A 12,709-nucleotide genomic window follows, 5' to 3' on the forward strand; every position below is an offset into this window, starting at 1 on the left:
CCGTTGGCCGACGACGGGACGCTACCGGGCACCGCGATAAGAAATCGATAAACTGGTTCAGGGGCTGGGGTGCGCCTGGTGGCGCTCGGGGGCGCCCATCCGCTCGAAGATCGCCTGGGCCCGCTGTCGGAACCGCTCCGCCTGCTGACCGTCGGTTCCGGTGACATGGCCGGCCAGGGCGGTCGACGCTCGGGCCTGCTCGTAGGGGTGAGCGATGCGGGTGGCGAGGGCGAGCGCACGGTGGTGCTCCGCCACCGCTTCGTCGGCCCGACCGGCGGCGGTCAGGGTCAGTCCGAGGTCGTTGAGCACCGCCGCCTGAACATGTCGCTCGCCCGAGTCCCGCGACAGGTCGAGCGCGAGTTCGTGCTGCGTGAGTGCGTCTCCGAACCGGCCCAGATGTCGGTACGCGATGCCGAGGTCGTTGCGCACCTCCGCCTCGCCGAACCGGTGCCCGGTGCGGTCCCGGAGCCGGATCGAGGCCTGGAGCAGGCGGATCGCCTTGTTGTGGCGCCCGAGACGATTCTCCACCGAGGCAATGTGCCCCAAGGCGTTCGACACGTGATAGTCGCTGCCCTGGCATCTCGCGAGGAAGAGATGCCGGCGATGAGCCTCCAACGCCTCGGCGTACCGCCCGACGGCGGTCAGCGCGTAGCCGAGGTTCGGCAGGGAGGGGATGGGGTCGACGTGGCCCCGCGAGTCCTCGCGGAGCAGTTGCCGGCCGAGGGTGACCGATCGTTCCGGATCACCGGTCAGCCAGTGCACCACCACGAGGTTCGCCCGGTAGCGGTGCTCGTTGCCGCGGTCGTCGAGCTTCCGGGAGATGGACACGGCCGTCTCCAGATGCCGTAGTGAGTCCAGGTAGCTGCCCGTCCGGGTGTACGCGGACGCGAGATAGTTGTGCATGACCGCCTGGGCAGCCAGGTCGTCGCCCAGTTCCGCCGCACTCAGGCCGGCACGGTGGATGACCACGATGTCGTCGAAGTACCCCCGCACGTAGCAGAACCGCCACATGGCCCGCGCGAGCCGCCAGGCGTAGCCGGAATGCCCCTCCCGCTCGGCGAATGCGATCAGGGCGACGAGGTTGGCCCGCTCCCGTTCCAGCCATTCGACGTCCGATGCATCGGCCCGGTCGGCGAGGTCGGGGCGGCGCGGCGGATCAAGGCGCAGGTGGGCGTGCAGCACCCGCTGGTCCAACTCGCTGGCTCGGACCACCACCTGATGGAGAACGTGATCGAGCAGGCGGGCGCCAGCCTGCTGACGTTCCGCCGGGTCGGCCGAGTCATGGAAGAGGTCGGCGGCGTACTGGCGCATCAGGTCGTGCAACCGGTAGCGCCCCGGGGCCGTCTCCTCGATCAGATGCTGGTCGAGGAGATCGTCCATCATCTGCTCGGTGGGCTCCACCGGCAGGTCGACCAGGGCAGCGACCATCCGCGCGTCGAGGGAGTCACCCGGGTGGAGGCTGACGAGCCGGAACAGTCTCCGGACCGGCTCGGCCAACTGCTCGTACGAGGCGGAGAATGCTCCGGCGACGGTCTGCTGGTCAATCGCGAGCCGTCGGAGCACGGTACCTCCGGCGCCCAGTCGCCGGGCGAGGTCGGTGACCCGCCAGGTGGCCCGGTGGGCCAGCCATCCGCCGGCCAGCCGAACTGCGAGTGGCAGATGGCCGCAGCGGCGCGCCACCTCCACCGCCGCCTCCGGTTCGGCGCGGATCCGGTCCTCGCCGGCGGTACGGGCCAGCAGTTCCACCGCCTCGCCGGAGGTCAGGACGGGAAGTGACACAGCCGGTCCGATGTCGCCGACGGACAATCGGCGCCGGCTGGTCACCAGCGCCACCGTGCCCGCGCCGGTCGGCAGGAGCGGACGGATCTGCGCCCCGCTCGCCGCGTTGTCCAACACCACGATCACGCGGCGATGCCCTAGCTCGTGCTGCCACAACTCGGCGCGCTCGTCGTGATCCGTCGGAATCCGACCGGCCGGTACGCCCATCTGCCGAAGCAGCACGGTCATCGCTTCGGCCGGGTGGATCGGATCGCTCCCGTCGTGCCCGCGAAGGTCGATGAAGAGCTGGCCGTCCCGGTACCGGTCGGCGAGCAGGTTCGCCAGATGCAGCGCGAAGGCCGTCTTGCCGCTACCCGCCATGCCGTCGACAACCCGTACCGCCGATGCGTCGGCCGCCGTGAGGGCGATCTCAGTGAGTGTTCGTTCGACGAGCTCGCGACGACCGACGAAGGTGACGAGCACCCGCGGGAGGTGGTGCCTGTTCCCCCGTACGTTCGGCTCGGGACCGGTCGAAGGGCCGACGGACGAGTGCTGCGGGGATGTGCCGTCGTGCAGAGAGTGCCGCAGGCGAAGCAGTTCGGCACCAGGCTGGATGCCGAGTTGCTCGGCGAGCACCCTCTCGGTCCGACGGATGACGGCGAGCGCACCGGCCTGGTCTCCGTCGGACCACAGGGCATGGGCGAGCAAGACCTGCGCGTGCTCCCGGTACGGGTTGCTTCCGGCGTGCGCGGTGAGCAGCGCGATCGCGGCTCGTGTGCGGCCCAGCTCGAGATCCAGTTCGGCCCGGAGTTCGACCGCGGCCAGCCGCTGCTCGTCCAGGGACGCCCGGCGCGCCGACAGCACCGGCCCCACCCGCAGACCGGCCACCAAGGAGCCCCGCCAGAGCCCCTCGCTCTCCGCCAACAGGGCGTCTGCCGCCTGCCTGTTCCCTTCGGACCGGGCGGACCGGGCCACTTGGGCCAGGCGCTCGAAGCGATGGACGTCGACATGCTCGGCGTTGACGTCCAGCCGGTAGCCCCCCGGCAGACGAACGAGTTCCGGCCCATCGTTCTGAACGAACATCCGCCGAAGATTTCCGACATAGGACCGCACGTTCGCTATCGCGGACGGCGGTGGGTCGTCCGGCCAGAGTTCGTCCACGAGCACGTCGACGGTAACCAGGCGGGCGCTGTGCAATGCCAGCACAGCCAAGGCGACCTGCTGCTTGGGTGTACCCAGGGGCAGCGAGACGGATCCTTGCCACACCTGGGGCGAGCCCAGCAGTCGGATCTCCGCCAATTACTCCCCCGTCCCACGCGCATTCGAATGCGGGCGCATTCCCGCTACTGCGCCGCATTGCGGGCATATGGAAGATTGCGCCCGATCCGTCGTGGCTCCGTAAATGACACCGGAGAGCGACGACGCATTTTCTGTAAGTTGACGTGCCGCATGTTACGGACGCCGAAACCGAACGACTACAGACATCGGCGAGAGGCGGCTCGATAATCCCATAGAACGACCAGTTGAATATGCGTTCAGTTTCCAGGCAAAGACGCTGCGTAACAAGCACCCGTCTCATTGGCGCAATATGCGCATATGGACATCTAATATAACCAACGCGGCCTAAACGCCATAAGATGTCGTTCATCCAAGGGGACGTGATCCGGCTCCCGCAGATCGGACGAAAGGCGAGGCAGATGCGCGGCAACGACTGGCTCTGAAGCGAACTTCCCGGGCACCCGAGCGGGTCGTACAGTACGTGTTGACGCACCGCGACGACCCGAGTGCGGTGGAGGCGAACACGTGACTCGCGCCCAGGCACGCGACAATGGGACCGATCGGCGGCTGTTGCTGCTTGTCGGTCTCGTCGTGTTTACGGCCACCGTCGCCACCCTCGTCAGTGTCCGGCTCATCGGCGCCACCGGCCTGTTGACGGAGAACAACCTCACCCGCGCCGGCACGATCACCTTCCTCGTCGCGGTAGCCGCGACCGTCAATGTACGAATCCGCATTCGTGCCACGACCCACGGTGTCTCCTGGACCGACGCGGCCTCGGTGATCGGGCTCGCGGTCGCGCCCGTGCCCTGGGTCGTCATCGCCACCGGGCTGGGCGTCGCGATCGCCCGGTTGATCGGCCGGCTCCCGCCGATCAAGCTGGCCTTCGGCGTGGCCAAGGAGATGACGCTTGTCGCCGCAGGCGGACTCGTCCTCGTCGCCGCCGGATGGTCCTGGCCGTGGACAGGGCCGATCAACCACTCACTCCCCGCCCTGGTGCTCGCCTATCTGACCGTCGTGGTCCTCGACGAGGTGCTCACCTTCCCGGTTCTCGCCTTCGCAACGGGCACCCCGATCCGCAAACGGTTCCGTGAGCAGGTGGACCTCCGGCTGGCCAGTGTCTTCGCCCGGTTCTCGGTGGTCCTGTCCACGCTCCTCATCCTGAGGAGCAACCCGACCTTCCTGATCGTCGTACCGCCACTCGTGCTGAGCCTGCACCTCGCCTACTCCAGCCGCCTCCGCAGCCGGGCCGAACGCGAGGCGTGGCAGCGACTGGCCCGGACGACCGACGCGCTGAACGTGGTCGACCTCGATCAGGTCCTCACCACCGCCGTCACCCAGGCCGCCGAGCTCTTCTCCGCCGACGAGGTCGAGATCGAGCTGCGCGAGGAGGAGAAGGTCGTCCGCGGCGTGGGCGGAGCCATCACCTACCGCGGTCCGACCGGTGAACCGAGCGGAATCCAGGGACCGGTGCTCACCAGCCGCCTCGAAGGCCATGACCAGACCGTCGACATCGGCGAGCTGCGTCTCCGCTTCGCCGGCCCGGTCGAGCTGTCCGAACGCGAGCAGTACACCCTGCGTACCTTCGCCTCCGCCCTGTGCACCGCGGTCCGCAACGCCCAGGCGTACGCCGAACTCGCCCGCATCGCCGCCGACCACGCCTACGCCGCCACCCACGACGCCCTCACCGGCCTGTCCAACCGCCGCCACCTGCTCGACGAGGGCACCGCCCAGCTCACCACCCGGCACGCCGACGGCGTCACCGCCCTGGTGCTGATCGACCTCAACCACTTCAAGGAGGTCAACGACACGCTCGGACACGGCGCCGGGGACCAGGTGCTCGTCCAGGTCGCCGACCGGCTGCGCGACGCGGCCCGCCCCGACGACCTGGTCGCCCGGCTCGGCGGCGACGAGTTCGCCGTGCTCCTGCGCGGCCTGCCTGCCCCGGCGGTCGCCGCGCATCGCGCCGAGGTCCTGCTCGCCGCCCTGCACGACCCGCTCGACCTGGACGGCATGCGGATCAGCGTGGAGGCCAGCGGCGGCATCGCCGCCGCCCCCGCCACCGGCGGCATGGCCGAACTGCTCCGCCGCGCCGACGTGGCGATGTACCAGGCCAAACGCGCCGGCCAGCGGACCGCCACGTACGCGCCGACCCGCGACACCGCCGACCTGAACCGGCTCACCCTCGGCGGGGAACTGCCCCGGGCGGTCGCCGACCACGAGTTCACCGTCAACTTCCAGCCCATCGTCGACCTGGGCAGCGGTCAGGTCGTCGGCGCGGAGGCGCTGGCCCGCTGGCACCACCCCACCCACGGGCTGATCGACCCGCTGCGCTTCCTCGAAGCGGTGGAACGCTCCGGGCTGCTGCCCGCGTTCGCCGAGGCCATCCTCGACCAAGCGCTGATCGCCGCCGGCTCCTGGCACGACGCCGGCTTCGACCTGCCCGTCTCGGTGAACGTGTCACCCCGCAGCCTCCTCGACGCCCGCTTCCCCGGCGCCGTGCTGGCCCGACTGCGCGCCCACGACCTGCCACCGGACCGGCTCGTGCTGGAACTGACCGAGACACTCACCCTCAGCCAGCTCGACGTGGTCGACCGGGTGCTCAGCCGGCTGCGCGACTCCGGCGTCCGACTCGCCCTCGACGACTTCGGCACCGGCTACTCGTCGCTCTCCCTGCTCTCCCGCATCCCGGTCCACGAACTCAAGATCGACCGCAGCTTCGTCACCGCCATGGAGACCGCACCCGAGGCCGCCGCCGTCATCCGCTCCACCCTCGACCTGGGCCGCAGCCTCGACCTCACCGTCGTCGCCGAGGGCGTGGAGAGCGAACCGCAACGCCGCGCCCTGTGGGAACTGGGCTGCGCGGCCGGGCAGGGCCACCTGTTCGCCCGCCCGCTGGCCGCCGGCGCGCTGCTCGCCGCCCTGCACCGCGGTGCCGGCGGCCGGCCCGGCGCGCTCGCCCGGCCGCTGCACGACGCCGGCGCGGTCATCCGGCTCCCCGGCCGCCGCCCCGGCGGCGCCCGCAACCGCCCCGCCCCGCCCGCCGCCGACGCCCGACACCCCTGAGCACCCGGCCCCGACCCGGCCGGACCACACCCCCGGTCTGCCAGACTGGCCCGCGTGACCGCGCACGCCGACCCGGCCAGCCCCGCCACCCGCCGCTGGTCGACGCTCGAAACCGCCGCCGGCGGCCTCGCCCTCGACCTGGCCCTCTACGCCACCGCCACCGTCTTCGCCGCGGTCACCGCCGCCACCTCCACGCTGCCCCCGCACCGCGCGTGGGGAGCGGTCGCCACCATCGGGTACGCCCTCGCCACGCTCGCCGCGACCATCCAGCTCCTCGCCCGCCGCCGCGACCCCGGCACCCGCCTGGCCGGGCTGCCCGCCCGCTGGACGGTCACCGGCCTCACCTGGGCCACCACCGCGCTGCTGCCGGTCGTCACGCAGAGCGTCCAGCGGGCCGCCGGACGCACCGACCGGGCACAGGAGGAGGTGCTCGTGGTCGAACACGCCGGCACCCGCCTCGCCGAGCACGGCACCCCCTACCTCGGACCCGACGCGATCGCCGCCCTGCCCCCCGGCGAGCAACTCCTCGGCTACACGCCCTACCAACCGGGCATGGCGCTGTTCGGGCTGCCCCGCGCCCTCGGCGACGCCTGGTGGACCGACGCCCGCGTCTGGTTCGCCGTGGCCACCGCGCTCGCCCTCGCCGCGCTTGTCGCCGCGCTGCGCCCACCGGCCACCGGCTCGGGATCGTCCCCCCGCGCCGCCGCGCTGCTGCGCGCCGTCCAGGCCGCCACCGTCCTGCCGGTCTGCGCGCTCACGCTCGCCACCGGCGGCGACGACCTGCCCGTACTCGCGCTCTGCCTGCTCGCGCTCGGGTTCGCCGCCGCCGGCCGACCCGGTCGCGCGGGCCTCGCGGTCGGCGCGGCCGGCGCCCTGAAGCTCTTCGCGCTGCCTGTCGCGATCGTGTTGATCTGCTGGGCCGCCACCCGGCGGGCCGGCGCCCGCACCGCGCTCGGCGCGCTCGGCCTGCCCGTCCTCGCCCTGCTCCCGGTGCTGCTCGTCGACTCCGACGCCCTGGTCGAGAACGTGCTGCGCTTCCCGCTCGGCCACGGCCTGGTCACCAGCCCGGCCCAGTCCCCGTTCCCCGGACATCTGATCGCCGAGACGCTCCCCGCCGGCCGGGTGGTCGCCGCCGCGCTGCTCGTCGCGGTCGGTCTGGCGATCGCCGTCCGGCTGCTGCGCCGCCCGCCACGCACCGCCGCCACCACCGCCGCGGTCTGCGGGTACGGGCTGCTCGCCGCGATCCTGCTGATGCCCTCCACCCGCTTCGGCTACCTGCTCTACCCGATCGCCCTGCTCGTCCTCGCCCCGGCGCTGGCACTCGCCGAGACCTCGACGCGGGACACCGGCCGAACGGCATTCCCGGCAACCGCCCGGCGTGATCCGGCCGGAAGGCGTACACCTGAGGCATGACCACCTACCGCGACCGGGCCGAGGCGGGACGGGACCTCGCCGAGCGCCTCACCGACCTCGCCGGTCGGCCCGACGTCATCGTCCTCGGTCTGGTCCGCGGCGGCGTACCCGTCGCCCGGGTGATCGCCGACCGCCTCAACGCCCCCCTCGACGTGCTTGTCGTCCGCAAGCTCGGCGTGCCCTGGGCGCCCGAGGTCGCCTTCGGGGCGCTCGGCCCCGGCGGCGTGCAGGTCCTCAACGACGCGGTCGCCGACCGGATCAGCGAGAACGACCGCGCCCAGGTCCGCCGCCGGGAACAGGCCGAGCTGGACCGCCGTGAACAGCGCTACCGAGGCGGCCGGCCGCCGCTGGACCTGACCGGCCGCACCGCCGTCGTCGTCGACGACGGACTCGCCACCGGCGCCACCGCCCGCGCCGCCGTCCAGGTCGCCCGCCACCTCGGCGCCGCCCGCGTACTCGTCGCCGTCCCGGTCGGCGCCCCGCAGGCGTACGGCATGCTCGCCGCCACCGCCGACACGGTGGTGAGCTGCCAACTCCCGCCCGACTTCGCCGCCGTCGGTGCCTACTACGACGACTTCCACGAGGTCTCCGACGACGAGGTGACGCAGGCGCTGACCGCCATCGCGTGAAATCACCCGGTACCGTCGATGGCATGCAGCTCACGTGTCCCAAATGCCGTGGAGAGATGCGCCAGTACGAGCGCAGTGGAGTAGTCATCGACCAGTGCGGCGAATGCCGCGGGATCTTCCTCGACCGAGGCGAACTCGAGAAGCTGTTCGAGGCCGAGGCCAACTGGAACCGGCAGCAGGGCGGCGCCCCGCAGGCCGCGCCCGCCGGAGCCGGCTACCCGCCCCCGCCGCCGCCCGCCGCCCCGCACCAGCCCGGTTACGGCGCCGTACCCCCGCCGCCCCCTCCGCCGCCGCCCGGCCACGGCTACGCGCAGCCCGCGTACGGCCACGGGCAGCAGCACTACGGCTACCACGGTCACTACCGCCGGAAGAAGAAGCACGGCTTCCTCGGCGAGCTCTTCGACTGAGCTGCTCAGGTTAGGAGGGGCCCCTTGTTAACGCCTGGGCGATAGCAGGGGCCCCCGCCTAACCGTGCCGACCGGCGCGCGCCGTGGCAGGCTGCACCCCATGAGCCCGATCCGGCAGCACGAGGCGCTGGCCCAGGCGTACGGCGGCATCACCGCCGCCGTCACCCCGCTCGACGACGCCGGCCTGCAACGACCGACCCGCTGCCGGGGCTGGGTCGTCGCCGACCTGCTGTTCCACGTGCTCTGCGACGCCCAACGCGCGCTCGTGGCGCTGGCCAGCCCGGCGCCCGGCCCGGCCGACGTGGACGACGTCAGCTACTGGCGGGCGTTCTCCTCCGGCGACGACGACGGTGCCGGCGCGAAGCACGCGTGGTGGGCCCGCCGCTCGGCCGCCGCCTTCGACCGGCCCACCGGCGTGGTCCGGATCTGGTCCGACACCGCCCCGGCCGCCGCCCGCGCCGCAGCCGCGGCCCACCCGGACGGGTACGTGACCACGCAGGGGCACGTGCTGCGCGTACCCGATCTGCTCGCCACCCTGACCACCGAGGCGGTCGTGCACCACCTCGACCTGGTGGTGGACCTGCCGGACGCGCCGCGACCGGCGGCGGACCCGACCCGGGTGGCGGTGACCACGATGGACGGGCTGCTGCCCGACGAGGCGGTACGCCCGGCCGGCTGGGACGACCACGAGTATCTGCTCAAGGCCACCGGGCGGGTGCCGCTGACCGACCGGGACCGGTTCGAGCTGGGCGAGGCCGCGGGCTGGGTCCCCCTGCTCGGCTGACCGCCCTCAGACGATGGCCATGTCCACGAAGCGCGACAGGTGCAGCTGGGCGGCGACCGTCACCGTGTCGGTAGGACCATTTCTGTGCTTGGCAACAATAAAGTCCGCCTCCCCGGCCCGCGGCGACTCCTTGTCATAGTAGTCATCACGGTGCAAAAGAATGACAACGTCAGCATCCTGCTCAATGGAGCCCGATTCGCGCAGATCGGACAATTGTGGACGCTTGTCGGTGCGCTGCTCGGGGCCACGGTTCAGCTGACTCACCGCGATCACCGGGCACTCGACCTCCTTGGCCAGCAGCTTCAGGCCACGGGACAGGTCCGCGACCTCCTGCTGCCGGCTCTCGGTGCGCTTCGGTGACGTCATCAGCTGGAGATAGTCGACGACGATCAGCTTCAGGTCGTGCTTCTGCTTGAGCCGGCGCGCCTTCGCCCGGATCTCCATCAGGTTCATGCTCGGGGTGTCGTCGACGAAGAGCGGCGCCTCGCTGATCTCGCCCATGCAGCGGGCCAGCTTGGTCCAGTCGTCGTCGGAGAGCTGCCCGCTACGAAGAATGTGCAGCGGTACGCGGGCCTCGGCCGAGAGGAGTCGCATGACGATCTCGACCTTGCTCATCTCCAGCGAGAAGATGGCCGACGCCTGGTTGGCGCGGATAGCCGCATTTCGGGCAAAGTCCATTGATGCGGTCGATTTTCCCAAACCGGGCCTGCCCGCCACGATGATTAATTGACCCGCGTGCAGGCCGTTGAGCAGCCGGTCGAGGTCGGTGAAGCCGGTCGGCACGCCGGTCATCACGCCGCCCTGGGCGCCGACCGCCTCGATCTCGTCCAGCGTCGGCTGGAGCATGTCGGCGAGGATCGCGAAGTCCTCGCTGACCCGCTTCTCGGTGATCTCGTAGACGGCCTGCTGGGCGAGGTCGACGATGTCGTCCACGTCGCGGCTGCCGCTGGGGCCGGTGCCGTAACCGAGCTGCACGATCCGGGTGCCGGCCTCGACCAGCCGGCGGAGCACCGCCCGCTCGCCGACGATGCGGGCGTAGTAGGCCGCGTTGGCGGCGGTGGGCACGCTCGCGATCAGGGTGTGCAGGTAGGGCGCGCCGCCGATCCGGGCGAGGTCGCCGGAGTCGGCGAGCGCCGCCGCCACGGTGATCGGGTCGGCGGGTTCACCCCGGCCGTAGATGTCGAGGATCGCGTCGAAGATGGTGGCGTGCACCGGGCGGTAGAAGTCGTTGGTCTTGAGGATCTCCACGACGTCCGCGATGGCGTCCTTGGAGAGCAGCATGCCGCCGAGGACGCACTGCTCGGCGGCGACGTCCTGGGGCGGGGTCTTCTCGAAGGACGCGTCCCGGTGCGGCGGCTCGGACGGTTGCCCCCCGGTCCGTTCCGCGCGCGTCTCGTCGGTGACCGACACGGGTCCCCCCTTGCTGCGTCGGATCGTGTCCAGCTCTATCGCCGGGGTACGACAACTTCCGCCGACCCTCCGGTCGATCGGGGGCCATCGCCCGGCGGTCGCTGGCCACGATACGGAACCCGAGGTCAGCCACCAACACAGGCGGTGGACGAGCCTCGGGACAACCTGTGGACGCAGGGGGACCGGCATGTGCGCAGGGTGTGCACAGGGTGTGGAAAAGTGATGGGGAATTCCGGGCCTATCGCTCCTGACCTGGGCTTTTCCCATCCCCACCCTGTGGACGGAAGATTTCAGGTCGAGCCTTGTCGCCGTTCGTCCCGTACTATCGCTGCGAACGGCTGCACCTGGACAGCGGATTGCACTTTCGGGTTGAGAAGGGTCACGCTCCGGCCGTGAGACACCGGGACTGGGCAAGCGGGGAGGACACCCCGCGCGAGCGCCGGCCGAGCGGTTCCTGGGACACCTCCGGTGGTCCGCGCGAGGTCGACCCGTACGCGCCGGAGCGCCACCGCACTCCGAGCCGACGACGGGCGATCGAGCGTGGCCAGGACGAGCCGGTGGACGCCTACCTTCCGCGGTGGGCGGTCGAGTCGGGGATCGGCCGGGCCGACGGTGGTGGTCGGCACGCCGCGCCGGACGACGACGCAGGCGACGAGGTCGAGTCGCCGTCCTCCGGTGGCGGCTGGCGCGCCGACGCCGGGTGGCGCCGCGACGGCGGCCGGCGTGAGCTGCGGGCCATCGGCGCCGGGCCGGTGTCGGACCACACCGCCGAGTGGACGCTCGACGCCCCGCAGGAGCGGGGGTACGTCGGCAGCCGTCGGGCCGAGAACGAGGACGAGCCGGTGTCCGGCTCGATCCCGAGGAGCCGGCCACGCCGGGCGGCCACGCGTAAGCCGGAGGTGACCTGGTCGGGGTTGCCGGAGGAGGCGAGACCGGCTGATGCCGCCGGTGGGTGGGAGGCCGAGCGGCCGGCCCGCCGGGCCCGGCGGTCGACGTCGGGTTCCTCCTGGCCGCCACCGGCGGTCGATCCGTGGGAGCGGGGCCGTGCGGTCGAGCCGCCGCCGGTGGAGCAGCCGCCTGCGGTCGACCCGTGGGACGCCTCGGGCGTGCAGGCGTGGGGACGACCGGCGTCCGCGGGTCGGTGGGACCGGCCGGAGGACCGGTGGGACCGGACGGAGCACACCGGCGAGTGGGACCGGTTCACCGACACCGGTCACCTGGACCGGGTGCGGGACACCGGCGACCGCTCCCCGGCGGTCGACCCGTGGGACCGGACGGCGCCGCCGGTCCGGGAGGGCTGGGCGTCGCCGGAGCGGGTCGAGGAGTTCTGGTCGGGCACCCGGCTGGCGGGCGACGATCCGCGCTGGATGGAGACTCCGACGTCGGCGCCGCGCTCGCCGATGGTCGCGTACCCGTCGCCGCGTCCGCGGCCCGCGCCTCGTCGCCGGTCGCCGGAGCCGGTCGCGGCGGGTGGTTCCGCGTTGCGGCGGGGGATGGACACGATCGGCGGCGGCTCGTGGGGCCGGCGGCTGGAGGACGACCTGCTGGATCCGGACCCGGGTGGTCCGCTGCGTCCGTTGGTCTACACGGCGGCCTGCTATCTGGTGCCGGCGGTGCTGCTGTTCCTGGGTCTGGTGTTCCTGGACGGGCAGGCGCCGGCGGGGTGCGTGACCGACATCAGCGGCGGCGGCTGTGACTCGCCGCGGGCGCACGCGTTCGCGTCGTTGTCGGCGGCGGCGCCGCGCTTCGGGCTGGCGTTGGTGAGCAGTCTCGTGGTGGCGGTGCTGCTGCGTCAGGTGGGGACGACCTGGCGGTCGGCGACGGTGGCGCTGGCGGCGGCCGTGGTGGGTGGCGGTCTGTCCACGGTGGTGATCAGCGCGGTGACCGGCCAGGCGATCGGCTGAGGCGGCCGGCCGGGTGTCGGACATGCGGAAGGGCCCGCACCGGACAACCGGTGCGGGCCCTTC

The 12,709-nt window shown here is 72.1% G+C and carries 8 protein-coding genes; 6 read left to right on the forward strand and 2 right to left on the reverse strand.

All coding sequences use genetic code 11. The features are described 5' to 3' along the window. Positions 1–57: 57 nt before the first annotated feature. Positions 58–3,057, reverse strand: coding sequence for a BTAD domain-containing putative transcriptional regulator (locus ACIA5A_RS11805; protein ID WP_396759854.1), 3,000 nt, complete (start codon positions 3,055–3,057; stop codon positions 58–60). Between the two features lie 504 nt (positions 3,058–3,561). Between ACIA5A_RS11805 and ACIA5A_RS11810 the strand changes: the two genes are divergently transcribed. From ACIA5A_RS11810 to ACIA5A_RS11830, 5 genes are all read left to right on the forward strand, one after another. Beyond that, positions 3,562–6,099 carry a putative bifunctional diguanylate cyclase/phosphodiesterase gene (locus ACIA5A_RS11810; protein WP_396759857.1) on the forward strand — a complete coding sequence of 846 codons (2,538 nt, stop codon included), beginning with the start codon at positions 3,562–3,564 and terminating at the stop codon, positions 6,097–6,099. Positions 6,100–6,153: 54 nt separating this feature from the next. Beyond that, positions 6,154–7,512, forward strand: a complete 1,359-nt coding sequence (locus ACIA5A_RS11815) for a glycosyltransferase 87 family protein (RefSeq protein ID WP_396759860.1) — start codon at positions 6,154–6,156, stop codon at positions 7,510–7,512. Further along, the gene (locus ACIA5A_RS11820; RefSeq protein WP_396759863.1) at positions 7,509–8,141 is read left to right on the forward strand and encodes a phosphoribosyltransferase; all 633 of its coding nucleotides are present in this window, start codon (positions 7,509–7,511) and stop codon (positions 8,139–8,141) included. The genes ACIA5A_RS11815 and ACIA5A_RS11820 overlap by 4 nt, the downstream gene beginning before the upstream one ends. A 23-nt stretch (positions 8,142–8,164) precedes the next feature. Then, a complete protein-coding gene (locus ACIA5A_RS11825) occupies positions 8,165–8,548 on the forward strand; it encodes a zf-TFIIB domain-containing protein (protein WP_396759865.1) in 384 nt (127 codons plus the stop codon). Positions 8,549–8,648: 100 nt separating this feature from the next. Beyond that, the gene (locus tag ACIA5A_RS11830) at positions 8,649–9,332 is read left to right on the forward strand and encodes a maleylpyruvate isomerase N-terminal domain-containing protein (protein ID WP_396759868.1); all 684 of its coding nucleotides are present in this window, start codon (positions 8,649–8,651) and stop codon (positions 9,330–9,332) included. A 6-nt stretch (positions 9,333–9,338) separates the two neighbouring features. Here ACIA5A_RS11830 and dnaB read toward each other — a convergent pair whose 3' ends face one another. Next, positions 9,339–10,742 (reverse strand): replicative DNA helicase, encoded by a 1,404-nt coding sequence (gene dnaB / locus ACIA5A_RS11835; protein ID WP_396759871.1) that lies wholly within the window; start codon positions 10,740–10,742, stop codon positions 9,339–9,341. Positions 10,743–11,134: 392 nt separating this feature from the next. Here dnaB and ACIA5A_RS11840 point away from each other — a divergent pair, with 392 nt between their 5' ends. Next, positions 11,135–12,646 carry a hypothetical protein gene (locus ACIA5A_RS11840; RefSeq protein WP_396759874.1) on the forward strand — a complete coding sequence of 504 codons (1,512 nt, stop codon included), beginning with the start codon at positions 11,135–11,137 and terminating at the stop codon, positions 12,644–12,646. Positions 12,647–12,709 lie beyond the last annotated feature (63 nt).

Source organism: Micromonospora sp. NPDC051300, assembly GCF_044455315.1.
Classification (GTDB): Bacteria; Actinomycetota; Actinomycetes; order Mycobacteriales; family Micromonosporaceae; genus Micromonospora; species Micromonospora robiginosa.

Excerpts from the sequence above, each read along its gene's own strand:
- ACIA5A_RS11830 (WP_396759868.1), top strand. The coding sequence starts at position 8,649 with ATGAGCCCGATCCGGCAGCACGAGGCGCTGGCCCAGGCGTACGGCGGC.
- ACIA5A_RS11820 (WP_396759863.1), top strand. The coding sequence starts at position 7,509 with ATGACCACCTACCGCGACCGGGCCGAGGCGGGACGGGACCTCGCCGAG.
- ACIA5A_RS11825 (WP_396759865.1), top strand. The coding sequence starts at position 8,165 with ATGCAGCTCACGTGTCCCAAATGCCGTGGAGAGATGCGCCAGTACGAG.